This is a genomic window from Acetobacter fabarum (assembly GCF_011516925.1).
GTDB lineage: Bacteria > Pseudomonadota > Alphaproteobacteria > Acetobacterales > Acetobacteraceae > Acetobacter > Acetobacter fabarum.
The window spans coordinates 1-25,585 of record NZ_WOTG01000008.1; the positions used below are offsets into that span (position 1 = coordinate 1).

21 protein-coding genes and 2 pseudogenes are annotated in these 25,585 nt (G+C 54.7%); 15 read left to right on the plus strand and 8 right to left on the minus strand.

The features are described from left to right. The first annotated feature begins 782 nt into the window (after positions 1–782). The 4 genes and pseudogenes from GOB83_RS09890 to GOB83_RS09905 all read left to right on the plus strand — a co-directional run bounded on the left by GOB83_RS09890 (position 783) and on the right by GOB83_RS09905 (position 5,872). On the plus strand, positions 783–1,247 hold the full coding sequence (locus GOB83_RS09890; RefSeq protein ID WP_045543439.1) for a (2Fe-2S)-binding protein: 465 nt from the start codon (positions 783–785) through the stop codon (positions 1,245–1,247). 2 nt (positions 1,248–1,249) lie between these two features. Next, entirely contained in the window at positions 1,250–3,505 is a 2,256-nt protein-coding gene (locus GOB83_RS09895) for a xanthine dehydrogenase family protein molybdopterin-binding subunit (protein WP_165925937.1), read from the plus strand. A 57-nt stretch (positions 3,506–3,562) separates the two neighbouring features. Then, positions 3,563–4,924: a c-type cytochrome gene (locus GOB83_RS09900; protein ID WP_165925938.1), complete on the plus strand. Its 1,362-nt coding sequence runs from the start codon at positions 3,563–3,565 to the stop codon at positions 4,922–4,924. A 75-nt stretch (positions 4,925–4,999) separates the two neighbouring features. After that, positions 5,000–5,872, plus strand: a pseudogene (locus tag GOB83_RS09905) (aldo/keto reductase). A 74-nt stretch (positions 5,873–5,946) separates the two neighbouring features. Here GOB83_RS09905 and GOB83_RS09910 read toward each other — a convergent pair. Continuing rightward, a complete protein-coding gene (locus GOB83_RS09910; RefSeq protein WP_035380756.1) occupies positions 5,947–6,930 on the minus strand; it encodes an aldo/keto reductase in 984 nt (327 codons plus the stop codon). Positions 6,931–7,231: 301 nt separating this feature from the next. Further along, positions 7,232–8,152, minus strand: a complete 921-nt coding sequence (locus GOB83_RS09915; RefSeq protein ID WP_165925939.1) for a LysR family transcriptional regulator — start codon at positions 8,150–8,152, stop codon at positions 7,232–7,234. Between the two features lie 167 nt (positions 8,153–8,319). Between GOB83_RS09915 and GOB83_RS09920 the strand changes: the two genes are divergently transcribed. The 3 genes from GOB83_RS09920 (at position 8,320) to GOB83_RS09930 (ending at position 10,974) form a co-directional block, all read left to right on the plus strand. Beyond that, entirely contained in the window at positions 8,320–8,904 is a 585-nt protein-coding gene (locus GOB83_RS09920; RefSeq protein WP_165925940.1) for a flavodoxin family protein, read from the plus strand. 89 nt (positions 8,905–8,993) lie between these two features. Then, positions 8,994–9,728, plus strand: coding sequence for a carboxymuconolactone decarboxylase family protein (locus GOB83_RS09925; protein ID WP_165925941.1), 735 nt, complete (start codon positions 8,994–8,996; stop codon positions 9,726–9,728). Between the two features lie 28 nt (positions 9,729–9,756). Next, the gene (locus GOB83_RS09930) at positions 9,757–10,974 is read left to right on the plus strand and encodes an MFS transporter (protein WP_165925942.1); all 1,218 of its coding nucleotides are present in this window, start codon (positions 9,757–9,759) and stop codon (positions 10,972–10,974) included. Positions 10,975–11,003: 29 nt separating this feature from the next. Here the strand turns inward: GOB83_RS09930 and GOB83_RS09935 are convergent, their stop codons facing one another. The 3 genes from GOB83_RS09935 to GOB83_RS09945 form a co-directional block, all read right to left on the minus strand. Further along, complete coding sequence (locus tag GOB83_RS09935; RefSeq protein WP_045543447.1) at positions 11,004–11,747, minus strand: SDR family oxidoreductase; 744 nt, start codon at positions 11,745–11,747, stop codon at positions 11,004–11,006. Positions 11,748–11,853: 106 nt separating this feature from the next. Further along, complete coding sequence (locus GOB83_RS09940) at positions 11,854–12,210, minus strand: MmcQ/YjbR family DNA-binding protein (RefSeq protein WP_165925943.1); 357 nt, start codon at positions 12,208–12,210, stop codon at positions 11,854–11,856. Positions 12,211–12,262: 52 nt separating this feature from the next. Then, the gene (locus GOB83_RS09945; protein ID WP_165925944.1) at positions 12,263–12,610 is read right to left on the minus strand and encodes a cyclophilin-like fold protein; all 348 of its coding nucleotides are present in this window, start codon (positions 12,608–12,610) and stop codon (positions 12,263–12,265) included. A gap of 465 nt (positions 12,611–13,075) precedes the next feature. Between GOB83_RS09945 and GOB83_RS09950 the strand changes: the two genes are divergently transcribed. Then, positions 13,076–14,281 carry an MFS transporter gene (locus GOB83_RS09950; RefSeq protein ID WP_165925945.1) on the plus strand — a complete coding sequence of 402 codons (1,206 nt, stop codon included), beginning with the start codon at positions 13,076–13,078 and terminating at the stop codon, positions 14,279–14,281. 98 nt (positions 14,282–14,379) lie between these two features. Here the strand turns inward: GOB83_RS09950 and GOB83_RS09955 are convergent, their stop codons facing one another. Together GOB83_RS09955 and soxR are read right to left on the minus strand one after the other, a co-directional pair. Further along, positions 14,380–15,282 carry a LysR family transcriptional regulator gene (locus GOB83_RS09955; RefSeq protein ID WP_165925946.1) on the minus strand — a complete coding sequence of 301 codons (903 nt, stop codon included), beginning with the start codon at positions 15,280–15,282 and terminating at the stop codon, positions 14,380–14,382. 83 nt (positions 15,283–15,365) lie between these two features. Beyond that, entirely contained in the window at positions 15,366–15,815 is a 450-nt protein-coding gene (soxR, locus tag GOB83_RS09960; RefSeq protein ID WP_165925947.1) for a redox-sensitive transcriptional activator SoxR, read from the minus strand. Positions 15,816–15,965: 150 nt separating this feature from the next. Here soxR and GOB83_RS09965 point away from each other — a divergent pair, with 150 nt between their 5' ends. The 5 genes from GOB83_RS09965 to GOB83_RS09985 all read left to right on the plus strand — a co-directional run bounded on the left by GOB83_RS09965 (position 15,966) and on the right by GOB83_RS09985 (position 23,555). Further along, complete coding sequence (locus tag GOB83_RS09965) at positions 15,966–16,709, plus strand: SDR family NAD(P)-dependent oxidoreductase (protein ID WP_165925948.1); 744 nt, start codon at positions 15,966–15,968, stop codon at positions 16,707–16,709. Between the two features lie 287 nt (positions 16,710–16,996). Beyond that, positions 16,997–20,209 carry an efflux RND transporter permease subunit gene (locus GOB83_RS09970; protein ID WP_165925949.1) on the plus strand — a complete coding sequence of 1,071 codons (3,213 nt, stop codon included), beginning with the start codon at positions 16,997–16,999 and terminating at the stop codon, positions 20,207–20,209. Next, positions 20,199–21,377 carry an efflux RND transporter periplasmic adaptor subunit gene (locus tag GOB83_RS09975; protein WP_003618553.1) on the plus strand — a complete coding sequence of 393 codons (1,179 nt, stop codon included), beginning with the start codon at positions 20,199–20,201 and terminating at the stop codon, positions 21,375–21,377. The genes GOB83_RS09970 and GOB83_RS09975 overlap by 11 nt, the downstream gene beginning before the upstream one ends. Positions 21,378–21,379: 2 nt before the next feature. Further along, positions 21,380–22,849, plus strand: coding sequence for an efflux transporter outer membrane subunit (locus GOB83_RS09980; RefSeq protein WP_231106270.1), 1,470 nt, complete (start codon positions 21,380–21,382; stop codon positions 22,847–22,849). 70 nt (positions 22,850–22,919) lie between these two features. Then, the gene (locus GOB83_RS09985; RefSeq protein WP_003618558.1) at positions 22,920–23,555 is read left to right on the plus strand and encodes a YkgJ family cysteine cluster protein; all 636 of its coding nucleotides are present in this window, start codon (positions 22,920–22,922) and stop codon (positions 23,553–23,555) included. 209 nt (positions 23,556–23,764) lie between these two features. Here GOB83_RS09985 and GOB83_RS09990 read toward each other — a convergent pair whose 3' ends face one another. Further along, positions 23,765–24,142, minus strand: a complete 378-nt coding sequence (locus GOB83_RS09990) for a LysR substrate-binding domain-containing protein (RefSeq protein WP_264802713.1) — start codon at positions 24,140–24,142, stop codon at positions 23,765–23,767. Between GOB83_RS09990 and GOB83_RS09995 the strand changes: the two genes are divergently transcribed. Both GOB83_RS09995 and GOB83_RS10000 read left to right on the plus strand, forming a co-directional pair. Further along, positions 24,132–24,518 carry an aldo/keto reductase gene (locus tag GOB83_RS09995; protein WP_242005819.1) on the plus strand — a complete coding sequence of 129 codons (387 nt, stop codon included), beginning with the start codon at positions 24,132–24,134 and terminating at the stop codon, positions 24,516–24,518. The genes GOB83_RS09990 and GOB83_RS09995 overlap by 11 nt on opposite strands. Continuing rightward, positions 24,472–25,572 (plus strand): annotated as a pseudogene (locus GOB83_RS10000) (VirB4 family type IV secretion/conjugal transfer ATPase); the annotation flags it as partial. The gene GOB83_RS09995 and the pseudogene GOB83_RS10000, both read left to right, overlap by 47 nt. Between the last annotated feature and the right edge of the window lie 13 nt (positions 25,573–25,585).

Genomic DNA, 25,585 nt, shown 5'->3' on the forward strand with positions numbered 1-25,585 from the left:
GCAGGTTCAAATCCTGCCCCCGCAACCAGATGAAGCAACAAGTCCTCAATAGGATACGATAAACCCGCCCAACCACGGCGGGTTTTTTTGTGGCTTGAACACCGCAGGAAACACATAGGAAACAAATGGAAAAGTAATCAGGCGCAATTTTGTCGGTGTTCACGTCTGCGTGAGTTCCGGAGCCAACCTAGAATAGGCACGAGAAGCCACTTAAAAAGCGGGTCAACCGGTGAGTGAATGGCGAATACGTCTTACCCGGGGCGCCCAGATCATAGCTTCTCGGTGCACACCGGGTGCTGCGAGTGTTTTGCCGGCAGTGTCTCCAGTGATTAGACCGCTATCAAGCTCTTCACAGAGAGCGTTGAGCGGCCATTCCACCATCCCGCCGTATTTTCGATTGCCACGTATAAACATAGTATCTCTGGTCCTGAGCCTGCGGCATAAATATGTAGCCGCAGAACATGTCTGACCCCCCTTCAGGATCCCGATGACATGATTCTGGGTATTTTTTAATGTCAGTTTTCAGGGCACAGACTTCACTTCAATCCAAAGTCTAGTTCATGGGAAGACATAGAATACCTTAAGTTTTACAGCTTCAAATCGTTATACATTTATGTGCTGCGCTCATGATTATATGCATTAAATTAGGGCTAATTTTCTATTCTGAAAAATAATAACATAAGAGTTCACGCCGTTGAATGGACTGAAAACAAAAATCTGGATTGGTGAATTACGTCACCATTCATAATGATTTTGTACAAAATCAATAATGGGAGGTTTACATGGAGTTGAACATCAACGGTATTCAGCACCATGTGGATGTCGAACCGGATACTCCCTTGCTCTGGGCTCTGCGCGACGACCTTGCGATGACGGGCACCAAGTATGGCTGTGGGCTGGCGCAGTGCGGGGCCTGCACTGTGCTGGTTGACGGCCAGGCCGTGCGGTCCTGCGTGACACCTGTTGAAAAAGTGGCAGGAGCGTCGATCACGACCATCGAGGCGATCGAGCAGGATGATCTTGGCAAGCGTGTGGTTGCTGCATGGGTGAAACATCAGGTGCCGCAGTGTGGTTACTGCCAGTCCGGGCAGGTCATGGCCGCGACCTCACTGCTCAGGCAGGTTCCCCACCCCACGGATGCCGACATCGACGCAGCGATGGTCAATCTCTGCCGCTGCGGAACCTATAACGCCATTCGTGCCGCTATTCATGATCTGGCGTCCGGTTCAACGGACGGGGGAGCATAAGAATGGTGAACGGTCTTTTTGATGATGCTCCCCTGATGCAGCAGGGCCCGGTCAATCTGTCCAGACGACGCTTTATGCTGACATCCGCAGGCGCTGCAACGGGTGCATTCGTGCTGGGTTTCGGTCTGCCGGCCCGACAGGCGCGCGCTCAGGCTGCGAAGGGACCAAAATATCGGGGAACACAGGTCCCAGCCTTCCTGGAAATCCGTCCGGATAACACCGTGCGCCTGCAAAGCCCCTTCATTGAAGGCGGGCAGGGAACGTTCACTGCCATGGCACAGATCGTCGGCGAGGAACTGGACGCGGACCCTTCGACTTTCCTTGTTGAAAATGCCCCGGCAGGGGATGAATACGCTGTGATGGATAGCGGTATGCGCATCACGGGCGGGAGCATGTCGGTGCGGAACGGCTATCCGGCCATGCGGCGTCTCGGTGCGCTCGGACGTGAGATGCTACTTCAGGCCGGGGCGCAGCATCTGGGTGTTCCCGTGTCAGAGCTGACCACTCAGCCGGGACAGGTCGTTCATGCCGCATCGGGCCGAACGGTCAATTATGGAGACCTAGCGCATGTGGCCATGGATCTCCCGGTGCCTGATCCGGCCAGTGTAAAGCTGAGAGATCCGTCGCAGTTCCGCTGGATCGGCAAGTCGGTCAAGCGGCTGGATATCTACGGAAAATCGACAGGCAAGGTCGACTACGCAATTGATGTGCGGGTTGATGGCATGCTGCACGCAGCGGTCCAGCATGCGCCGCGTCTTGGCATGACGGTTGGCTCCATCCGCAACGAAGAACAGGTGCGCCAGATGAAGGGTGTTCACTCCGTTCATCGTCTGCCGGGAGCGGCGGCGGTCGTGGCCGAGCGGTGGTGGCACGCCAGACGCGGGGTTGAAGCTCTGCTGGTGAACTGGGTCGAGGCTGAACCGGGGGCAGCCTCAGACATTCGTGTGATGCCAGCGGATTTTTCGACGGAAGAGTTCAGGAAGCATCTGGCGACAGTATCCGGGAAAGAAGAGAACGCGGAGACCAGAGGCGATGTGACGCGCGGATTGAAAAACGCCCATACAGTCGTCGAGGCAACGTATTTCAGCCAGTACGTGAACCATGGGCAGCTTGAGCCTCCTTCCGCACTGGCACGGTATAATCCCGATGGAACACTCGACATCTGGCTCCCCAACCAGGCCCCCGACATGTTCCGTGCCGATATGGCCAGGCGCACCGGGATGGATGCCGAAAAGATCACGATTCATTCACCGTTACTGGGTGGGTTTTTCGGACGTCATTTCCTTTACGACCATGGTAGCCCCTATCCGCAGGCCATTGCGCTCGCCAAAGCGACGGGTCGGCCCATCAAGCTGATCTGGACCCGTGAGGAAGAGTTCCTGCGCGATGCCCTGCGTCCCATGGCGGCCGTGCGGTTCCGTGCGGGGCTTGATGCCACTGGTCGTCCTGTTGCGCTTGACGTCGTCAGCGCTACGGAAGGAGCAACGGAAGGTCTCGGGACGAAGCGCGGAAAAGACCTTGACCCGACAGCCCTCGAAGGACTGACCAACAAGGCCTACGATATTCCCGACCGTCGGATCGCCCAGTTGTTCGTCAGAAATCCGGCGACGCTGGGATACTGGCGTTCCGTCGGGAATTCCATGAATGACTTTCTCTATGAAACATTTCTGGACGAACTTGCGGACAAGGGACATCAGGACCCCTACGAGCTTCGGTTACACCTGCTCCGGGACAACAGGCGTCTGACGACTTTGCTCAAGGCGGTCGCAGACCTGTCGGGCGGCTGGAAGCGTGGCCCGTTTACGGCGGCAGATGGTTCACGCCGTGCGCGCGGGATTGGCATGGCGTCACCTTTCGGGTCTGAAGCTGCGGCGATTGCGGAAGTGTCGATCGAAAACGGGCGTGTCAGGGTGCACGAGGTCTGGGAAGCCATCGACCCTGGAAAGGTCGTGAACCCCGCGATTGTGGAAGGGCAGGTCAATGGAGCCATAGCTCTCGGACTGTCTCAGGTGCTTCTTGAAGAGACTGTTTACGAGAACGGTATGCCGCGTGCGCGGAACTATGATGGCTACCCAATTCTCGCTCTGAATCAGATGCCTCGTGTGCATGTGAAGATTGTCGAGAGTGGCGAGAAGATGGGTGGCGTCGGGGAGCCACCGCTGCCTGCCATCCCACCCGCGGTGGCGAACGCGGTTTCGACCCTGACCGGGCGGCGTATCCGAAGCATGCCGCTGTCACGTCATGATTTTGCAAGCTGAGACTTTGATCGTCGTCTGGCACGTCCCGCGTGCAGCAGAAAGAGTGCGGAACTGAACATGACTAACCGCCTGAAGAAAATTTTCGCAGTCGTGATCCCTGCGTCGGCTGTTCTGGCTGCGGGAGCGGCATGGTTCGTGACCCGTCTCCCTGCGTCGTCCTTTGAGAAAACCGGTTCTCAGGAAGAGCCGTCGGCGCAACTCGTGGCGCGAGGGGAGTATGTGTCCCGTCTGACGGATTGCGTGGCCTGTCACAGTGTGCCGGGTGGGGCAGCCTATACCGGGGGCCTGAAGATGGTGACGCCGATGGGCGCAATCTTCGCCACGAACATCACGCCTGACCGTGAGACGGGGATCGGTGCCTATACGCTGGCGGATTTCGACAGGGCGCTTCGTTCCGGCGTGGCAAAGGATGGGCACCGTCTTTATCCGGCCATGCCCTATCCGTCCTATGCCAAGCTTTCTGACGATGATGTCAAAGCGCTTTATGCCTATTTCATGAAGGGCGTCCCGGCCGTTCATCAGGAAAACCGTGAAAGCACGATCCCCTGGCCGCTGAACATGCGCTGGCCTCTGGCTTTCTGGAATGTGGTTTTTGCCCCGTCAGACGTTTATCGCCCGGACACGTCGAAAGATGCCCAATGGAACCGCGGGGCCTATCTTGTTGAAGGGGCGGGGCACTGCGGGGCCTGTCATACGCCGCGAAGTCTGGCCTTCAACGAAAAGGGGACAGACAGCCATAGTGCGGCCTTTGTCTCCGGCGCTCTGATCGATGGTTGGTTCGCGCCTAGCCTGCGCAACGACCCCAATACGGGGCTGGGCCGGTGGAGTGAGGACGATATCTTCCGTTTTCTCAAGACCGGCCGGAACGACCATGCCGTCGTGTTCGGCTCCATGACAGAGGCTTTCAACAACTCGACGCAGTTTTTCTCGGATGATGATCTGCGGGCAGTTGCGCATTATCTCAAGTCTCTGCCTGGCAACGCGCAACGTGACGGAACGCCGTGGAAGTATGAGCCGACACAGGCTGCGGTTGTCCAACCCGCCGGACGGCAGGGCATCCCCGGTGCGCAGACCTACATGGCGAAATGCAGCTTCTGTCATGGCACGGATGGGCGCGGGCAGGGGCAGTGGGTTCCGCCGCTGGCAGGAGCAGCTTCGTCTCTGGTGCCGGACAGTTCCTCTTCCATCAACGTCACACTCAACGGGTCTGGTCGTGTCGTCGCGGCAGGTGTGCCGGATTCCTATCGGATGCCGTCATATCGCGAGCAGCTCTCCGACGGGGAAATCGCAGATGTGCTGACTTTTATCCGATCCTCGTGGGGAAACCGGCAGCCTCCCGTGGCGAAGGGGGATGTGAAAAAACTCAGGGAGCAAACCGTTCCTGCCAGCAGCAGTCCAGTTATTTTGAAAACTCGTTGAATTTCTCGGGGATTGAAAAAACGAGTGTTACGATGCCCGAGTGCAGGTGCCGAATGCGTGATGAAGGATGCCGACATGACACGAATTAATGCCAGTCTTTCCGGAGAGTTCCTGCTAGGCGGAGAAATTTCCGTTCATCGTCTAGGGTTTGGTGCAATGCGCCTTACCGGACCGGGTGTATGGGGAGAGCCTGAAGATCGGGAAGAGGCGCTGCGCGTCTTGCGCCGCCTGCCGGAAATCGGTGTCAATTTCATCGACACCGCGGACAGCTATGGCCCTTTCGTCAGCGAGGATCTGATTGCCGAGGCTCTGGCGCCTTACAGGGGCCTGACCATTGCGACGAAAGGCGGTCTGGTTCGTCCTGGCCGGACGGAAGGACAATGGCCGCAAGTCGGGGACCCAAACTATCTCGGGCAGGCTGTTCGTCTGAGCCTTCGGCGACTGAAGGTTGAGCGGATTGACCTCTGGTAGCTTCACAGGATCGATCCCAAACGTCCCGCAGAGGAGCAGTTTGAGACCATTCGCTCCTTTATCGATCAGGGCTTCATCCGGTATGCCGGGCTGAGTCAGGTATCGGTCGCGGAGATTGAGGATGCCAGAAAGATATTCCCGGTCGCTACTGTTCAGAACCGGTACAATCTGACCGACCGTGCGGACGAAGATGTGCTGGAATACTGTGAAGCCAATGGCATTGGTTTTATGCCCTGGTTTCCTCTGGCGGCCGGCGAACTGGCAAAGCCGGGCGGGATTGTCGATAGCATTGCCAGAACACATGGTGCGACACCGGGTCAGATCGCATTGGCATGGCTCCTCAGGCGTAGTCCCGTGATGTTGCCCATTCCGGGAACCAGCCGTGTCAGCCATCTGGAAGAGAACGTTGCTGCGGCTGCGATCACGCTTTCGGATGAAGAATTCGACCAGCTCGATGCCGCGTCGAGAAGTCTATAAAAGGGTATCCTCCCCCTGACACAGGCAGGCGTGCTGGTGTCAGGGGGAAGTGGCAGTCGGAGGAGGGCCGGTTGTTACCAGGCGTAAGCTTCGGGTGCTTCACCGCCGGGGCCGGGCCAGATTTCATCCAGACGCTTCAATGTGTCTGGAGAGAGACTAACGTCCAGTGCTTTAAGACTGCTTGCCAACTGCTCCTGCGTGCGGGGGCCGACGATTGGGGCTGTCACGACAGGGTTGTGGAGCAGCCAGGCCAGTGCGACGTCAGCGGGCTGTTCGCCAAGTTCCGCGCAGAGGGATTCATAGGCTTCAAGCTGTGGTCGGTATTTCTCGATTTCCTTGAGTTTGCTGGCTCTGCGCGTACCGTTTTCCTTACCAAGAACGCCACCGAGCAGACCGCCGCCAAGCGGGCTCCACGGGATGATGCCGAGACCATGGTGCCGACAGGAGGGAATGACCTCAAGTTCGATCATGCGGGCGGTCAGGTTGTACAGGCTCTGTTCCGAGACCAGCCCCATGAAGTTCCGGGCTTTGGCCGCGGCCTGTGCGGTGGCAACGTGCCAGCCGCCGAAATTGCTGCTGCCGACATAAAGTACCTTGCCCTGCTGAACGAGCAGTTCCATTGCCTGCCAGATTTCTTCCCACGGTGTCCGGTGATCGATGTGGTGCATCTGATACAGATCGATATGATCTGTCTTGAGGCGTCGCAGGCTGTCCTCACAGGCCTTTCTGATGTGATAGGCTGACAGATATTTGTCGTTCGGACCCAGCCCCATCGGCTGGTACACCTTGGTGGACAGGACGATCTGGTTCCGGCGATTTGTATCTTTTGAGAGCCAGTTGCCGATGATCTCTTCGGACGTGCCAAAACCCTGTGCCATGTCCGGTGTTTGTGGCCCACCGTAAACGTCGGCGGTGTCGAAGAAATTGATCCCGGAGTCCAGCGCAGCGTCCATGATGGTGAAAGCCGTTGGTTCATCCGTAACCATACCGAAATTCATGGTGCCCAGACAGAACTTACTGACTTTCAGACCTGTCCGACCAAGATATGTATAGTGCATGGTCAATCCTTCCGTGTTTGATCGCGCCTCGTTACCGCTGTAAATTCCTTCCTGTTTTCGAATGACAGGAGCCTGAAGCGACCTTTCAGGTAACTATTTGGGCCGCCGATTATCCGTTGAAACAGCTCTGTCTATCGATCAGCTCTTGATGAAGGCGCTAATGAGGGAAAAGATAGCCCTTTTCCCAGGCAGGGATTAGCCCTTTCATTATAGACATGGTCATGAGGTATTCTCATGAGTGTGAGTAAACTGTGTATGGTTTAAAGCATCCTTACAACAGTGCCATTTTTACTCAATTACATTAGTGGGGCATCGGATCTTCTTGACTGATACCGGGCAATTTTTCAGCCAAAGTATCGACGATTACACGCAGGCGTTTGGGTAATGTTGGCGTTTCTGGCCAGACAGCGAACGTGTCAACAGCAGTAGAGGGAAATCCGTCCAGGAGAGAGAGAAGGCGACCTTCATTCAGATGAGGTCTGATAAGCCAGTCAGGCAACCACGCAATCCCTAGTCCTGCAACGGCAGCATCGACAATCGCCTCGAGATTGTCGAACTGAAGACGCCACTTTAATTTACAGTTCTGTAGATTGCCGTCCAGATCCCTTAACTGCCACGGAAAAAGCCTGTTTGAACGCCAGTAAACCAGGGCATCGTGCATCTCAAGATCATGAATTGTTTGAGGTTTGGCACGTTCGGAAAAATATGACGGCGCAGCACAAATAATTTTATTCTGACTGCATATTTTTCGAATGCGCAATCCGCTTCCGTCTGCGATCGGACCTTGGCGGATTGCCAGATCAAAACCTTCTCCTATCACGTCCACAAGGAGATCGCTGAAGCGCAAATCAAGATCAAGATTGGGATATTGGCGAGCCAGTTCCAAAAGAATCGGTGTGACGCAATGGCGACCAAACAAGATTGGCATCGACATGCGAACCTTGCCAACAACGTCGGTACGACCCGCGAGGAGCAGTTCTTCTCCCGAGCGTAATTCCTTAAGGGCGCGTCGACATTTATCGTAATAGATCTGCCCTTCTTCGGTCAGGGTGAGAACGCGCGTCGTCCGGTTGAAGAGTCTGGCGTCAAGCCGTTCCTCCAGTCGTGCCACGGCCTTTCCCACAGCGGAGCGCGACAAACCGAGACGTTCTGCCGCGCGGGAGAAACCGCCTGCCTCAACGGCTTCGACAAAGACGGATATATTTTCAAGGCGGTGGTGCATGGTGCCCTTATTGTAGAATCATACGCTCATATTATGGGAATGGATTTCGCCACACGCTCATATAATTCTACATTATAAACTTACCGAGGCCCAGCGTGGAGTTGGTCGGAAGAGTGTCGCTCTTTGCCCGCCCTCTGCGGCAAAAACATAGTGCAGGATTATCTATCATGCTGATTTCTATCGTATATCATAGTGGTTACGGCCATACCGCGAGGCAGGCAGAAGCGGTTGCGGAAGGCGCGCGTCGCATGGCGGGAGCCGATGTGAAGCTGATTTCAATCGGTGACGGGGAGATTCCCTGGGACACGTTGGAAGCCAGTGACGCGATTATCTTTGGTTCGCCGACCTATAACGGCCTGATCAGCGCGAAATTCAAGGAATTCATGGAAGCCTCGACCAAGACGGCATGGTTCGAACAGAAATGGCTTAACAAGATTGCGGCGGGGTTCACCAACTCTGGTGCACAGCACGGCGACAAGCTCAACTCGCTGGTGTCCATCGCGCTCTTTGCTGCCCAGCATGGCATGACGTGGGTCAATCTCGGCCTGATGCCCGGCAACAGCAGCAGCACCGGCAGTGTGAACGATCTGAACCGCATCGGAAGCTGGCTGGGTGCCATGGCGCAGTCCAACAATGATCAGGCCCCGGATGTGACGCCGATCAAGAGCGATCTCGACACGGCAGCCCACCTTGGACAGCGCGTGGCGGAAATCACCCAGCGCTTTGTCTCGGGTTCAACACAGAGCAAGTAACTTTTGGAACGTTCGGCTATGCCGCGTATGCGGCAGCGGAAGAGCATCGTCTCTTTCGCTTCGAGCGGTGTCATGGAGGAAGCAAGACGATGTCCAATACTCCGTCTCTGACGCTGGAAGATGTGCGCGGTGTGGCTCCTGCTCTGGCGCATTATACGGAAACCGCAATCATTCGGGATCAGTGGGCGCGCTCCGGTCTTTCCGCACGTGACCGAAGTCTCGTGACCGTCTCCGCTCTCGTGGCTGGGGAGCGGACAATCGGGTTCTCGCATTATTTCACCAAGGCGCTCGACAGTGGTGTGACACCAGGTGAACTGTCTGAACTCATCACGCATGTCGCTTTTTATGCGGGGTGGTCAACGGCGTTTAATGCGGTTGTTTCCCTGAAGGGGATTTTTGCGCAACGCGGCGTGTCAGCGGATCAGTTGCCGCCCGTGAGTCCGGATCTGTTGTCGGTTGATGAGGCGCTTCCGGGGGATGCGGCCCGAGTTGCCCTGCTTCAGGAGCGTTTCGGGACGGTTGCGCCGGGCCTTGTCGAGATTACGAACGATCTGCTGTATGGAGACGTGTGGTTGCGTCCTGGCCTGACGCCAAGAGACCGTAATCTCGTGACTGTCAGTGCCATGATCGGCTCCGGGCAGAATGAGTTTCTGGCGATGTATCTTGGAAAAGCCGTCAAGATGGGCGTGACGCGAGACGAACTTTCCGAACTTGTCACGCATCTTTCGTTCTATATTGGCTGGCCGCGGGCGATTTCCTCGGCCCGTGTCCTCGCCGAGTTTATCAGGACACAAAGCATCCAGGAGCCATCAGCCCCTACGTGATGGCCCTTCGTTCAGGAAAACGCAGAGTGTGACGACATCTCCCAACGCCCGACTGGATCATGACTTTCCCGGTGGTCGAATGCGGATTGGCGCTCTGCTCCCGCTGACGACAACAGCTTTTCTGATGATTGTGACCGAGACCATGCCGGCGGGTGTCCTGCCGGCCATGGCGCAGGATCTTGACGTTGCGCCCTCTGCGATTGGTCTGCTTGTCTCTGTTTATGCACTGGCTTCCGCATCGGCTGCGATTCCAGTCGTGGCGCTGACCAGACGTCTTCCACGCAGACCTCTTCTGATTGGCCTGCTGTTCTGTTTTGCGCTGGCAAACAGCGTGACGGCGCTGTCAGCGTCTTATGCTCTTACAGTGGCGGCAAGGATCATTGCTGGTCTTGCAGCGGGCGTTGCATGGCCTGTCGTGATTGGGTTCGCAGTCAGGATCAGCGACGGCAGGAATGTCGGGCGGGCCGTTGCAATGACGCTTGTGGGGAGCACGGTTGCGATGGTCGCGGGCTTGCCTCTCGGGACCATGTTGGGGGGAGTGTTGGGCTGGCGCGTCAGTTACGCGTTGCTGTCGGCTGTGGCGCTCGGCATTGTCGCATGGGTGCTGGCTATTCTTCCGTCTGTTTCCAGTCTGGAGGAAGAGCAGGCGTCTTCCATAAAACATGTCGCAGGTATTCCGGGAATGCGGCAGGTGTTGCTGGTGACGCTGTTGGGCATCATCGCGCATTATGCTCTTTACACCTATATCGCACCGTTTGCCGAAATGCTGAGTTTGACGCATGGAACGACCGAGGCCTTGCTGCTTTTCGGGAGTGGGGCTCTGATAGGAGTGACGACGGTAGGGCGACTGACTGACAAATCTCCGTTTGGTGTCGCGGTTACGGTGCCTGCACTGACGGTGGTGTCGCTTCTGGTCCTGTTTTTGGTCCGTTCCCCGGCAATCGAAGTTGTGATAATTTTCTTGTGGGGATGCTCATTCGGCGGACTGCCAACGATCCTGCAATCGGCAACAGCCCGGATTGCCGGGCGTGCCCATGCGGAACTGGCGACAGCGATGCTGACGACAGTTTACAACACTGGAATTTTCAGCGGAGGCGCGCTTGGAGGTCTGGTTTTTGACCGCCTCGGGGCTGCTCGTATCCCGTTGCTTTCCGTGACTTTTATCGCTGCGGCGTTGATGATTATTCTCGTGAACGCACGGGTATTTTCAAACCGGGAAAACGAAGCGGAAATGTCAGGCCCGTAAAGGAGCGGGCCTGACAATAGGCCTGCCTGTTACCAGGGCTGGTTTACAGGACCGACCGTAAATTCATTGACAGTCGTGTCTTCCGGCAGGTCGATGGCAAACGCAACGACTTCGGCAACGCGATCAGGCGAGATGCCATACGTCTTGTAAAGACCCTGCATCTGTTCCTGCACGGCACTGTCCGTGATGGAATCAAGCAACTCGGTGTTGATCGCAGCGGGGTAGAGCGTTGCGGTACGGATGTTGCTGTTCGCGGATGCGGACTCCATACGCAGCACTTCCATGAAATTGCGCACGAACCATTTCGTGCCGCCATAGACAGCGCATCCCGGATAGGCCTTGATACCGGCAACAGATGACGTCGCAATGATCTGTCCGGATTTCTGCTCCAGAAAAGACGGCATGACGGCTGCGACGCCGTTCAGGACGCCCTTGATGTTGACGTCGACCATCCTGTTCCAGTCATCGGTTTTGAGTGCCGAAACCGGGGAGTTGGGCATGAGGCCCGCATTCAGGAAGATGACATCCACACGACCGAACGTGTCCTTGGCAAATTGTACGATGCGTTCGTTATCAGATGGCTTCGTGACGTCCAGAACCTGATAGGCAGCCTGACCGCCGGCTTTTTCAATGTCGGTCACGATCTGTTTTAGCAGGCTTTCCCGGCGCGCACCGAGGACAACTTTTGCCCCTTTTGCGGCCAGTAGCTTTGCCGCGGCTTCGCCGATCCCCGAGGATGCGCCCGTGATGAGGACGACTTTATCTTTAATCATTTATGGTAATCCTAAGCGGTTTGAGTGTTGCCACGCAGCAATCGACAGAGTGTTCAGAGACTACGATTTTTAGTCTGTCTGAAGCCTTGCGCATGGGAAAAAATCTCTAGAGCGTCAGTTTGAAACTAACGTCGATAAGATTTTCGATGAGAGCATCAGAAACGCTGCCATCCAGCAGGATACTGATCCAGTGGGATTTGTTCATATGATAGGCCGGAACAATTCCTTCTGTCGTAAGATAATCCTGTATATTTTCTGGACGGCATTTGACGTCGAGAATATCGACATTCCCGCCTTCACTCAGCTTGAGTGTCTGGCGAGGCACATTCATGATAAGTCCAAACCACGTCTCGCGATCTTCGTGCCGGAGTGCGATATAGTCGGGAAAGTAATGAAAGGGATGGTCCGGGATCGTATCGTATTTTCTTCTGACGTAGGATAAAATAAGCTGTTTCTGGTTCATATGGTGATCCCCCGTGCATTCCTTAATACATCAATGGTATTATGTACTTTGTTTAAAGAGCTTCCATCTGCATTTTTAGGCGACCGGTAAGAGCAAGCCCTTCAATGTTGTCTTCAATCTGGCCTAGCTTGATGAGACCAGATGAATATTCAAAATTACGATAAAAGATGGCGATATTTCCCCAAGGAGCATAATAGGTAATGTCGCCTGCGGAAGGAGCATATCCTTTTGGTGCTTGGTCGCTCGACAAATGCCGGGGAAGGTCACAGATCTTCTCAGTCGCATTGTAATCTTCAAGCATCAAAGTCATTGGCAAAAGAGAGAGAAAATCTCTCCCCGAAGGAGTGTCTTCCAACGAAGCAAAGATCACTTGCTCTCCAAGTGTCAGACGTATTTTCATATTTACCTTATCTCCCATCTGGAGATGAAACCTTTGCGAAAACCCGTAACGTGGGTGACACATTCAGACCGACTTACGCAGTAGATGGTCTCACCGAGCTTTGTAGAAACAAAATACGTCGTGATCTTGCCGCTGAGAATCACTCATCCGGTAAGCCTGACCCAACCATTATAGCGATATAAAAAGATTGGGTTTAGAGGCGATATTTAGAACATAGAGATGAGTATATTTCATGAATACTGCTGGGCGGGATCTTAGTCTAATTCATGAAATCTGCTCATTTTGATCATGATATTATACGGTCTAGTTCTGGCACGTCATCTGGTTTATTCAGCACATGCTTGATGAGTTCTTTGTTGTGATTAAAATTATTTATTATATTTAGTCACAATATACTTAAAAAATACTGATGAATTCAGAAAAATGGCCCTTATATTTCGGAAGGGGTCACTCAGTTGAGGTATAATGAAAGAAGTATCTGAAATATCACCTGATGTGGAAGTGGAGCCAGAAGCGAGATCTGGCTCGTGGAGTGGCGTGCTCGCCATGTCTCTCGGGGCATTCGCTCTCATTGCATCCGAATTTATGCCTGTCAGTCTCTTGACCCCGATTGCGGCTGATTTACAGATCAGTGAAGGACAGGCTGGGCAGGCCATTTCAGTTTCTGGTGCTTTTGCCGTATTGACGAGCCTGTTCATATCTTCCTTGACCAGAGGGCTTGATCGCAAGAGGCTCCTGTTGGGGCTAATTGGTGTGATGATTGTTTCGGGGAGTGTGGTGTCCGTCGCACCAAATTATCTCATCTTCATGCTCGGCCGCGCTTTAATCGGGGTGGTCATTGGCGGTTTTTGGTCTATGTCGGCTGCTACAGTCATGCGGTTGGTCGAAGAACATCATGTTCCACGGGCTCTGGCCATTCTGAACGGCGGAAATGCCCTGGCAACCGTTATCGCCGCTCCTGCAGGCAGTTTTCTTGGCGGTCTGATCGGTTGGCGTGGAGCATTTTTTTGTGTTGTTCCAGTTGCTGTTATTGTCTTCCTTTGGCAACTGGTAAGTCTGCCGTCCATGACGTCTGGCAAGACCCATGCGTCACCAAACGTTTTCAGGTTGCTCAAAAAGCCTTTGGTCGCCGTTGGTATGGCGGGAGCAGGCCTTTTCTTTATGGGGCAATTTAGCCTGTTTACTTATGTAAGACCATTTCTTGAAATTGTTGCTCACGTCAACGTCTCCACTCTGTCGTTTATTTTGTTGCTGATAGGGGTCTCCGGTCTTGTTGGAACTCTGTTGATTGGTGGGTTGTTGAAGAACAGCGTTTATCCGGTTCTTATAATCATTCCATTTATTATGGCGTTGCTGGCTGTCGGGCTTCTTTGCCTAGGTAAGTCGATCGTGATGTCTGCCGTCATTCTTACCATCTGGGGGCTGTTTGCGACATCTGCTCCTGTTGGCTGGTGGACCTGGCTGGCGAGAACGCTTCCCAATGATGCGGAAGCAGGAGGTGGGCTTATGGTTGCGGTCGTACAATTGGCTATTACCATGGGGGCAACCTGCGGGGGAATTCTCTTCGACGGAAGTGGCTATCGTGCGACTTTTGGTGTGAGCGCACTCATTCTTATAGCGGCGTCACTCAGCGCGTTAATGGCAAACCGCATCTACAAATGCGGAGTATAGTGCGTGTCGCCATATTAAAGTAAAATCTAACATAATATTTGAACCTTAATTTTAAAATCTCCCCATTTTTATCTTGAAAATGGGGAGATTTTTGAAATTCAACGGTTGCTTTTATGAAGGCGCATTTCGTCAATAAAAAGAGAAAGTGGAGCAACATTTTCATGGTGTCTTGGGAAGCAGAGATGATACCCGGACCAGTAAGGGCACCAGTCTTCTAGAACCTGCAGGAGGCGTCCTTCCTGAATGTATTTTCGTGCTACCATTTCAGGCATATGAGCCAAACCTAAGCCTTCCAGGCAGGCATCTCGAATGGGAAAGATGCTATTAAAAATTAAAGATCCTTCTACCTTCACGGTTATGTCTTTCCCCTTTTTCTCGAACTCCCAGGCGTAAATGCGACCATGCGTTGGAAGCCGTAAAGTCAGACAATTATGATTTAATAAATCCTTTGGGTGTTTCGGTTTGGGATTTTTTGAAAAATATTCAGGTGATCCAGCCACAACAAAACGAATATCTGGTGTGATAGGGACAGATGTCATTTCTTTTGTTATATTTTCACCAAGTCGAATTGCTCCATCAAAATATTCAGAAAAAATATCAATAAGTTTAAGATCCGCTACAAATTCCACATTGATTTTGGGGTATTTTTGGACGAATTCTTTTATCTTAGGCAGGACAACGTAAGCCAGAGCATCATCGGGCATTGTAATTCGAAGATTTCCAGATTCCTGATTTCTTAATTCTCCTAATGATGTCAGTTGATTTTCTATTTGGTCTAAATGTGGTGCAATGCCGCTGATCAGTTGCTGTCCAGCAGTTGTGGGCGTAACGCTTCTTGTCGTGCGGGTCAGCAATCTCAAGTCAAGGCGCTCTTCCAAAAGACGAATGGTATGGCTGAGTGCCGATTGTGATACGCCTAATTTCGCGGCAGCTTTTGTAAAACTTTTTGCCCGTGCAACAGCGACCAGAGCGGTCAAATCATTCAAGTTTTCGCGTGCCATGTAATCGTCCCGATCCGCCGTATTTTAGTTAAGAAATAGACGCGTTATATGCGAAGAAATCCCTGATGTAATGAACTCAATGATCAGGAGAGAATGACCGCGCCGCGACCCTCCTTGGAAAGACAGTCTGAAGGATTGACCAAGGGGCAATCGGTTCGGGACAAGCATCCGCATCCGATACATTTATCAAGATGATTACGGAGTTTTGTCAGTCCTGTAATACGCCCATCTAGCATTACAGACCATTTCCGTACCATTTGATCAATATCTTTGGCGGAAATTTTGTCAGTGAGCGGAAACGCAGCCAATATAGCTGTAATATCCGCTAAAGAGATACCCAGGGATTGCGCGGCTTTAATCAGAGCAATTCGCCGCAGCATATCCCGCGCGTATCGCCTTTGGTTGCCTTGTGTTCTGATTGAAGAAATTAGATTTTTACTTTCGTAAAAATGTAAAGCCGACACGGCAACGCCACTACGACGCGAGACTTCCCCGACCGTTAGAAAATTCGCAGATGATTTTTGTTCTGTCATTTTAGCGCTTGACCTCAAGTTAGCTTGAGGTTTTATACGGGTTGTCAGCCTGCTTCCGCAAGGCTCTCGCTCATTTATGATCGGGTCCGTTTCTTCAGGATATGTTGCAAATTTTCTGCTCATATCCGATTACGTTCTGGAAGACTGACAATGTTTCAATCAAGCAATCAGAAAAAAATAGCCTTGGTAAGTGGGGCAAATAGGGGCATCGGTTTTGCAATCGCCAAAGGTCTGGCGCGGCAAGGCGTAACGGTTCTTTTAGGGAGCCGGAATCTGGAAAAGGGGGATGAGGTTAGCGCCGCTTTAAGGCAGGAGGGGCTGGATGTCCGTGCTGTCCAGCTTGATACGACAGACGATGCAAGCGTGTGGAAAGCCTGTGGCCTTATCCAGCGTGACTATGGGCGCTTGGATATTCTGGTCAACAATGCCGGTATAGGTTTGGATTTTGCTCAGGATATGACGCTTGTTGAGCGCATGGAACAGACTTTGACCCTCAATGTCGTCGGCACGCTTCGCTTGATGGATGCTTGTATTCCGCTCCTCGAAGAGGCGCCCTTTGCGACCATCGTGAATGTCTCCTCGGAACTGGGTTCGTTTGGTCTTCGGAATGACAAGGCATGGCAGTATTCAGCCTTTGTTCTGCCGACCTATCAGGCGTCAAAGGCGGCTGTAAATTCACTCACACTAACTTATGCGACACTGTTGTCCGAGAAGGACATCAAGGTGAATGCCGTCTGTCCAGGATATACAGCAACGGATGCAACGAAAGACGCTGTGGTTGCTCCAACGCGCAAACCTGAACAAGCCGCTGGTATCGCCATCAAACTGGCATTGATCGGGAAAGATGGACCAACCGGAACGTTCCAGAATGAAGACGGTCATCTCCCTTGGTAATTTCAGGACGGTCGGGATAGTTTTTTTGAATCTCATGAGGTGCCTCGATAAGGTGTTCCTCATGAGATCATTTGGCGGGTTGTGCGTGATAGTGAGATCATTGATGAATTTATCTCATAATCATGTTCGGAAAAAACCGACTAGTCTCAATATGGAGCTTATGAATATTCTGCTCATCTAATCGTTCCATAAATGTGCAGTGTACATTCCAAGATGATTGACTGTGTCGATGTCAAAATCATCGTGGTCGCGTGCGCTCCCGGTTAAAAGCAGGATTTTCAGAAGATATGGGCATTGTTGGTCTCGCACTCCGAAAGCCCTATACTTTTATCGTCGGTGCAGCGCTGATACTGTTACTTGGCATTTCCGCCATCTTCAGAACGCCGACTGACATTTTCCCCAATATCGATATCCCTGTCGTAACCGTCGTCTGGTATTATGATGGCCTGTCTGCACCGGAAACCGAAAAACGCATTAGTACCTATACAGAGTTTTCTCATAGTTTTTTCGTCAACAATCTGCGGACGATTGAAAGCCAGACCACACCCGGTCTTGTGCTTCAAAAGCTGTATTTCCAGCCCGGGGTGGATATCGGGGTCGCTCTCGGGCAGACCGTTGCTGCCACGCAATCCATCCGTGCCCAGCTTCCACCGGGCGTGCAGCCTCCCATTATCATGCAGTATAGCGCCTCCAGTGTGGCGGTTCTCCAGCTTTCCCTGTCTTCTGACAAGCTGACGGAAAGCGAGCTGTACGATTATGGCGTGTATCGTCTGCGGCAGCAGATGGCGCCTGTTCCCGGCACGCTCCTGCCCCCGCCGCATGGCGGCAAGATCAGGCAGATCATGGTCGATATTGATCCGACCAAGTTGCAGGCCATGAAAATCAGCCCGCTGGATGTGTCCAACGCCATTAACGCCCAGAACCTGACACTTCCGGGTGGAACGGTGAAATTCGGTCCGTCTCAATACAACATCCAGATGAACGGCATTCCGTATTTTTCAAAGCAGCTCAACAACATTCCACTGCGGAAAGATCCGAATACAGGCGCCATCATCCGCATCCGTGATGTCGCGCAGGTCCGTGATGGCTGGGAGGTGCAGCATAACGTGGTGCGCCGTGAAGGGCAGCGTTCGGTTCTTCTGCGGATCATGAAAGCCGGGAATGCGTCGACGCTGGCGGTTGTGAACGCCATGCGGGACACGGTTCTGCCCATCTCCCGCGCCGCAGCACCTCCGGGCATGAAGATTGACGAACTGTTTGATCAGTCCCTGTTCGTAAAGGCCGCCATCAAGGGCGTGGCGTCTGAAGCCGTGATTGCCGGTCTGCTGACTGCCGCCATGATCCTTGCCTTTCTGGCAAGCTGGCGTTCCACGCTGATTGTGGCGGTCTCCATTCCGCTCGCGATCCTGTCTTCCATCGCCATTCTTTCTGCCACCGGAGAGACGCTCAATCTCATGACATTGGGTGGCCTCGCGCTGGCCGTGGGCATTCTGGTCGATGATGCCACGGTCACGATCGAGAATATCCACCGTTTGCATCATGACGGCGCAGACTTGCGCAAAGCCGTTCTGGATGGTGCCGCGGGCATTGCCCTGCCGACACTGGTATCCACGCTGGCGATTTCCTGCGTGTTCGTGTCCGTGGAATTCCTGACCGGACCATCACGCTTTCTGTTCACGCCTATGGCGCTGGCCGTTGTGTATGCGATGCTGGCCTCCTACGTCATCAGCCGGACTCTGGTGCCGATTTTTGCGGCTCTTCTGCTGCGCTCCGAAGAACAGGCCAAGAAGCGCCGTGAAGAGGCTGGGAAGCGCCGTGAAGAGGCTGGGAAGCCCCCCACGATTTTTGAACGGTTCGGCGCGAAATTTGATGCCCGGTTTGAGCGTCTGCGAAATGGTTATGAAAAGACGCTGTCCGGCCTTCTTCATAGCTCATGGAAAGTTCCGGCTCTAGGCGGCATCTTTGTTCTGGGCGCGGTGCTTCTTGCAACGCAGGTGGGGCAGGACTTTTTCCCGGTTATTGATGCCGGAGAGTTCAAGCTGCACGTCCGTGCGCCTGCGGGTACGCGAATTGAGACGACCGAACGGATTTTCGATCAGGTGGAAGATACCATTCGCGAAGTTGTTCCCCAGAATGAGCGCGAACTGGTGCTTGACGATATCGGCATCCCCTTCCGTTATTCCATGCCCTTTGATGATGGCTCAACCATTGGCCCGAATGACGGACAAATCATGGTGGCCCTGAAGGAAAAGCATCGTCCGACAGCGGAGTATATCAGCCGTCTGCGCACAGTTCTGGCCAAACGCTTCCCTGATGTCGTGTTTTATTTCCAGCCCGCCGACATGGTAACGCAGATCCTGAATTTTGGTCTGACATCCCAGATCGATGTGCGGATCACGGGCTACGATCAGGCGAATAACCGCGTGGTTATGGGCAAGATCATGGAGGACATGCGCCATGTGCGCGGTCTTGTGGATGTGCACCTGCATCAGCAGCTTGCCGCACCTGCCCTGAACGTGTCGATCGACCGCGAACGGGCGCAGGACCTCAATCTCGTTCTGAATGATGTAGCCCGTAGCGTTATGGTCTCGCAGGCCTCCTCCAACACGGTCACGCCGAACTTCTGGCCTGATCCGCAGATGGGAACGCTTTACCCGGTTGCCGTGCAGACGCCGCAATATCAGGTCAACACCGTTGATGATCTGGGCAAGCTGGTGGTGGCAGGGAATGCATCGCAGGCGGCCGGTATCCCGACCCTGCTGAGGAACGTGGCAACCATCGAGCGCGCGGTAGCGCCTGACGTGATTTCACACAGCAACATCCAGCCGGTTCTGGATATCGACGCCAGCGCCGAGGATCGTGACCTCGGGAGCATTGCACGCGATATCGGGCGGATCGTAGATCGGCATAAAGGCGATCTGAAACCCGGCAACAACATAGAGGTAGCAGGGCAGATCGACAGCATGAACACCTCGTTCGCGCGCCTTGAGATTGGCCTGCTGGTTGCGGCGGTTGCGGTCTATCTGCTGATGGTCGTGAACTTCCAGTCCTTCATGGACCCGCTGGTTGTCATACTGGGTCTGCCGGGGGCCATGTGCGGCATCGTGCTCATGCTTTTCGTCACGGGAACGACTTTCTCCGTGCCCTCACTCATGGGGGCGATCATGAGCGTGGGCGTGGCGAGTGCCAACTCCATCCTGCTTGTCACCTTCGCCAAGGAAAGCCGCGCGCATGGCATGAACGCCATGGAAGCCGCCATGGAAGCAGGCCGGGAACGCCTCAGACCGATCCTTATGACCTCCCTCGCGATGGTGATCGGCATGCTGCCGATGTCGCTGGGCCTCGGAGATGGCGGCGAGCAGAACGCACCTCTGGGCCGCGCCGTGATTGGCGGCTCGATGATTGGCACCTGCACCACGCTTTTTGTTGTCCCCTGGCTCTACAGCCGTCTGCGCCGTCGTGAATCCCGCCTACTTGAGGAATATGAGAATGTCGTCTGATCCTGTCATGTCCCAATCTGGCCACGCACACAGGCGGCTTTCCCCCGGCGTTGTTGCAGGCTTGAGTGTCATCGTCGCAGTTGGTTATGGCGTTTATAGCCATGTCGAGCGTGCGCACGCGGTCACGGCAACGGCCAGAGAACGCGACCAGCAGGTTCCTGATGTGCGGACCATGATCGCGCGTGCTTCGACACAACCTTTGTCGCTAGACCTGCCGGGCGAGACGGTGGGGATTGAGACAACCCCCATTGGGGCCCGCGCCTCGGGCTATATCGACAAGCGATTTGTCGATATCGGAACCCCTGTGCAGGCCGGACAGGTTCTGGCGATTATCCGTGCGCCGGAACTCGATCACCGCGTTGAGCAGGCGCAGGCCACACTGGCGCAGGCCCGTGCCAATCTGGCTCTGGCGCAGATTACCGCCCGCAGGTCCGGCGGGCTTGTCGGCGGTGGGGCTGTCAGCAAACAGAATTTCGATGTCGATCGTCTGACCCAGAATGCCCGGCAGGCCGAACAGAAAGCCGCTGATGCCGTGCTGGCTGAAACTGCGCAACGTCAGGCCTACACGACGGTGACCGCCCCTTATGACGGCGTTGTCACCGTCAGGAACGTGGAGGCCGGAGATCTGGTCAGCGCTGATAACGCCGCGTCACGCCCCCTGTTTGTGGTCACCCGCACCGACCGGTTACGCGTACGTGTCCACGTTCCCCAGGATGCTGCTCTGACAGTCAAAGTGGGGGAGCCGGCCTCGATCGTAGTGCCGGAACGACCTGGTCAGACTTTCAAAGGCACAGTGACGCGAACAGGGCACGCGCTGGAACAGGGAAGCCGTATGCTGCCCGTCGAGATCGACATTGATAACCACGATAATCGCCTGACAGCCGGGCTTTATGCGGAAATCCATTTTGATCTGCCACGGGCAGCCCCCGTTATTATGGTGCCCTCAGAAGCACTCAACTACGAGGCCGATGGCCTGTCTGTGGAAACTGTTGAGGCAGATAACAAGGTTGTGGTCCGCAAGGTCAGGATTGGTCGGGATTATGGCGATCATCTGGAAATTCTGGATGGTTTGCCCGATGGCAGCCAGCTTGTAGTCCATCCGCCTTCTGCCTTGCATGAGGGAAGCATTGTGGCTCCTCAACTCGACAAATCGCTGAAGGTGCTCTGATCGTGCGGGGTTCTTCTGTATGTGGAGCGCTGCTGCTGGCTCTTCTTGGTGGCTGCACCATGATCCCGCACTATCACAAACCGGAGGCTCCTGTTGCCAACGGCTGGCCACAGGGGCAGGGGAAGGGCGTTGCAGGGCAGGATGCCTCTGCGCTCCTGCAGGACTGGCGGTCTTTTTATCGGGACCCGGTGATGCAAACCCTGATTGCGAGCGCGCTGGAGAATAACCGCGACCTGCGTATAGCCCAGCAGCAGGCTGCGGCTGCCAGCTCCCAGTTTGATATAGAAAACGCGGCTCTCTTTCCAACACTCAATGGCACTGCCGGTGCCAATATCCAGAAAATGAACTCTCATATCTGGAGCCTCTCCCGCACGGACGAACCGATCTACATGCGGCAGTATGCAGTCGGCTTCGGTATTTCCGCCTATGAAGTTGACCTGTGGGGCCGCATACGAAGTGCATCGAGAGCCTCGTTCGACCGCTATATGGCCAGCGCGCTGAACCAGCAGGCCATGCGGCTGAGCATTATTTCCAGTGTGGCGACGGCCATGCTGAACTGGGTCGCCAACAATCAGGCGCTCACAGTTACACAGAATGTTCTGGAAAACCGACGCCATACTTACGATCTTGTCAAACAGACAGTCGAAGTCGGCACAGGTACGCAACTGGACCTGGCGGAAGCCGAAGCCTCCATGCATGACGCCGAAACCAGTCTGCAAATCTACACACGACAACGCGTGGAGGCTCTTGATCAGTTAACCCTGCTGGTGGGTACCCCGCTCACGGACGCCACGATCCGCTCCATGAACACCAGGACTTCTCTTGATTCCATCGCGCCATTTCCAGTCGTGCCGGCAGGCCTGCCATCGGATATGATAAGCCGACGACCAGATATAGCGGCTTCTGAAGGCGAGTTGCGAGCAGCCAATGACGATATTGGTGCCGCCCGGGCCGAATTCTTTCCTAAAATCCAGATCACGGCCGCCAACGGCACGGCAAGCAACAACATCACCCGGCTCTTCCAGAGCGGCATGGGCGCATGGAATGTCGCACCGCAGATTACCCTGCCGCTTTTTGACGCAGGCCGTCTGACTGCCCAGCTCAAGCAGGCCCACGCTCGCAAACGAGAAGAAGTGGCCCGCTACGAGCGAACGATTCAGTCCGCGTTTCGCGAAGTCGCGGATGCGCTGGCCGGGCGGGAAACCTATCTCGGGCAGATGGTGGCCCAGCAGGCATCGGTCGCTGCCAATCAGCGGCAATATACCCTCGCCCTGCAGAGATTCAGGGCCGGCTATGATCCCTATCTCGCAACACTTGTCGCGCAGAGGGCATGGTATACCGCCCAGCTTGCAGCCATTACGACCCAACTCCAGGCCCTGTCGAACACTGTGACCCTCTACAAGGCGCTCGGCGGCGGTTGGGGCACAGAGATACCGCCCCGCAAGGCACCTCTTGCCGAGCATATCCTCTGACGATCAGCCTCATTCGACGCATAGACGACACAGACAATTCACTGCGCGAGAGCCGTGAAGGAAAGAGCGCATGCCTCAGCCATCACTACCCGTCCCCGCGACGGCCACCCTTACCTATATGCGGAGCAAGGTAAGTGAAGCCGATGCCATGCTCAGGCAGGGGTTGGCCAACCTCTCCCAGCCCTCTGACATGATACGGCTTGCCAGCAGGTTGTTGGATCTCTGCAATGACGTATCCGATCACCTCAACCATCTCTGCATTGTGAAACCTGTCGCGTGCCGCAATGGCTGCGACACCTGTTGCAGAAGTCTCATCCAGGTCAATCCGATTTTTGCACACCTTGCGCTGGATCATGCACAACGCACCTTCACGCTGGATCGCCTGGAGCAGCTTTATCAGAGACTGCTGACCGGCGTGCCGTTTTGCCCGTTTCTGTTCGATGGCGCATGCTCAATCTATGAGCAACGTCCCATGGTGTGCCGTGGATACTATAGCCTGGACGTTGCCCTGTGCCTCTCTGGCACCTTCTGTGAAGGCAACCCAGCCTATCAGGGAGATGACGGACACGCAGCGCATCATTACAGGATATTTCTCTTCGTTCTCGAAAAACGCCTGGAGCAGATTGAGAAAGAATTTGGAATCGCGCCGGGTCCAGTCTTCCTGCACGAAGCAGTATACGCCCTATGGGATCGATCCGTAAAATAAGACTAATTGTCTGCATATTGAGGGTTTGAAAAGCCCTCTAATTATGAGTTCCTGCCAGTATTTCCATCGTTTATTTCACGACGAGGGATGGATGATGAAGCTGACCATTTTTTTGATGTTGAGGAACGGCTTGCTCGCCTGAGTAGGCTTGGCGATCAGTTTGAAGCGTTGTCCCGAACTCTGGATTTTGAGATGTCAGTTTCGCCAACCTATCTTCTCGATCGTTGCAATTCTTGCAGAAGCAGAGAAAAAGCCGGCGAGTGGTGCCTGCGGTTGGGATAATAGAGATGAAAACCTGGGAAAGGCTGACACCAGTCCTCAAGCAATATTTTGACCTGTTTGGCCTTAATCGCGGCTTCGGCGTGAAAATCCGGTACGAAAGCGATGCCTAGGCCAGCTATGGCTGCCTTGATAGCAAGCGACCCAGAGTTCGACGTGAATTGACCTTGCACTTTTATCTTGAGTTCATCCCCGTCCTTTTCGAACTCCCAAGCATAGATGGATCCGCGTGTCGGTGCGCGCACTGCGATGCAGATATGTTCGGCCATTCGCAGAAGCGGGATCAATCGCTCCGAGATGTTCGTCACGACGAAACTCTGGGTCACGGACTATGGTTACGACGAAGCGCTCCGCGCCTTCGATCTAAGCTTGGATCGGCTTGGTCTCGATTATCTGGACCTGTATCTTCTTCACTGGCCGACGCCGGAGCAGTTCGACAAGACACTGGCAGCCTATCACGCAGCTGAGAAGCTGCTGACCGAACGCCGTGTCCGGGCTATCGGCGTATGCAATTTCGTTCCAAGCCGGCTGGAAACGCTAATCAGTCAGACCGACGTCGTTCCGGCCATCAATCAGGTTGAACTGCATCCTTTCTATAACCAGCGGGAAACGCGGGAGGCCGATGCACGCGACGGTATTGCCGCCTGCGGAATCTTCCGGTCGGGCGGCGCGTTTTCTCTATGAGGGGAGGGAGCATGATGGTCCCGATCCGCATGGGATGCTTCATGCCTTCGTGGACCGTAGCGACCGGCTGCTGGCCCTGCTCGACGGCTTCATGCCCGAAGCCTCCTGGCTGGATGACGGCGAAACGCTGACCTATCTGCACAGTACTATTTCGACCCGGAACCAGCGCGTCAGGGTGCCGGAAATCCCGATGCACCTCGACGTGCTACTGGTGGATCAGCCGCTGTCGGGTGGTCTGGAACCGAAGCTAGGTGATGCCTATCTGAAAACCCTAACCACTACCGGTTTCCCATCGCGGACATTTCCCGGGATCCTCGATGACCTGAACCGGCTGGCGATGCCGTATCGCTGGTCCACCCGCGCCATCCTGCTCGACAAGACCGATGCCACCAAGGTTCTGACGAAGATCCGGCGTCAGTGGTTTGCAAAACGCAAGAGCATTGCGGCCATTGTCCGGGAGGTCATGGCCAACGAAGCATCGGTTCTGGTGGACAATGACGCCGCCAACAAGGCCGCCGACGCTGACCTCGCGCTACAATCGCTGGGCGCGGATGATGTGGGGCAGGCCTATATCACCGCGACCGTGACGGTCTGGGACGGCTCTGCCTCGATTGCTGCCGAGAAGTTGCGCCTCGTGGAGAAGATCATCCAGGGCCGCGACTTCACCTGCATGACGGAAAGTCTGAACGCCGTGGAGGCCTGGCTTGGGAGCCTGCCCGGTCACGTCTACGCCAATGTGCGTCAGCCCCCGGTCTCGACCCTGAATCTGGCCCATATGATTCCACTGTCCGCCGTGTGGGCAGGGCCGGAGCAGGATGGGCATTTCAAGGCAACGCCGCTGTTCTATGGCAAAACGGCAGGAGCTACGCCGTTCCGCTTTTCCCTGCATGTCGGTGATGTCGGGCACACCCTGATCGCCGGACCGACGGGGGCGGGGAAGTCTGTGCTGCTGGCGCTCATGGCGTTGCAATTCCGGCGTTATGCAGGTTCGCAGATTTTCGCCTTCGATTTTGGCGGCTCCATGCGTGCGGCTGCGCTCGGTATGGGCGGAGACGCGGCCAGACTGG

Excerpts from the sequence above, each read along its gene's own strand:
- GOB83_RS09890 (WP_045543439.1), top strand. The coding sequence starts at position 783 with ATGGAGTTGAACATCAACGGTATTCAGCACCATGTGGATGTCGAACCG.
- GOB83_RS09915 (WP_165925939.1), bottom strand. The coding sequence starts at position 8,152 with ATGCACCACCGCCTTGAAAATATATCCGTCTTTGTCGAAGCCGTTGAG.
- GOB83_RS09895 (WP_165925937.1), top strand. The coding sequence starts at position 1,250 with ATGGTGAACGGTCTTTTTGATGATGCTCCCCTGATGCAGCAGGGCCCG.
- GOB83_RS09910 (WP_035380756.1), bottom strand. The coding sequence starts at position 6,930 with ATGCACTATACATATCTTGGTCGGACAGGTCTGAAAGTCAGTAAGTTC.
- GOB83_RS09965 (WP_165925948.1), top strand. The coding sequence starts at position 15,966 with ATGTTTCAATCAAGCAATCAGAAAAAAATAGCCTTGGTAAGTGGGGCA.
- GOB83_RS09995 (WP_242005819.1), top strand. The coding sequence starts at position 24,132 with ATGTTCGTCACGACGAAACTCTGGGTCACGGACTATGGTTACGACGAA.
- GOB83_RS09920 (WP_165925940.1), top strand. The coding sequence starts at position 8,320 with ATGCTGATTTCTATCGTATATCATAGTGGTTACGGCCATACCGCGAGG.
- GOB83_RS09925 (WP_165925941.1), top strand. The coding sequence starts at position 8,994 with ATGTCCAATACTCCGTCTCTGACGCTGGAAGATGTGCGCGGTGTGGCT.
- GOB83_RS09940 (WP_165925943.1), bottom strand. The coding sequence starts at position 12,210 with ATGAACCAGAAACAGCTTATTTTATCCTACGTCAGAAGAAAATACGAT.
- GOB83_RS09955 (WP_165925946.1), bottom strand. The coding sequence starts at position 15,282 with ATGGCACGCGAAAACTTGAATGATTTGACCGCTCTGGTCGCTGTTGCA.
- GOB83_RS09900 (WP_165925938.1), top strand. The coding sequence starts at position 3,563 with ATGACTAACCGCCTGAAGAAAATTTTCGCAGTCGTGATCCCTGCGTCG.
- GOB83_RS09985 (WP_003618558.1), top strand. The coding sequence starts at position 22,920 with ATGCCTCAGCCATCACTACCCGTCCCCGCGACGGCCACCCTTACCTAT.
- GOB83_RS09935 (WP_045543447.1), bottom strand. The coding sequence starts at position 11,747 with ATGATTAAAGATAAAGTCGTCCTCATCACGGGCGCATCCTCGGGGATC.
- GOB83_RS09970 (WP_165925949.1), top strand. The coding sequence starts at position 16,997 with ATGGGCATTGTTGGTCTCGCACTCCGAAAGCCCTATACTTTTATCGTC.
- GOB83_RS09975 (WP_003618553.1), top strand. The coding sequence starts at position 20,199 with ATGTCGTCTGATCCTGTCATGTCCCAATCTGGCCACGCACACAGGCGG.
- soxR (WP_165925947.1), bottom strand. The coding sequence starts at position 15,815 with ATGACAGAACAAAAATCATCTGCGAATTTTCTAACGGTCGGGGAAGTC.
- GOB83_RS09950 (WP_165925945.1), top strand. The coding sequence starts at position 13,076 with ATGAAAGAAGTATCTGAAATATCACCTGATGTGGAAGTGGAGCCAGAA.
- GOB83_RS09945 (WP_165925944.1), bottom strand. The coding sequence starts at position 12,610 with ATGAAAATACGTCTGACACTTGGAGAGCAAGTGATCTTTGCTTCGTTG.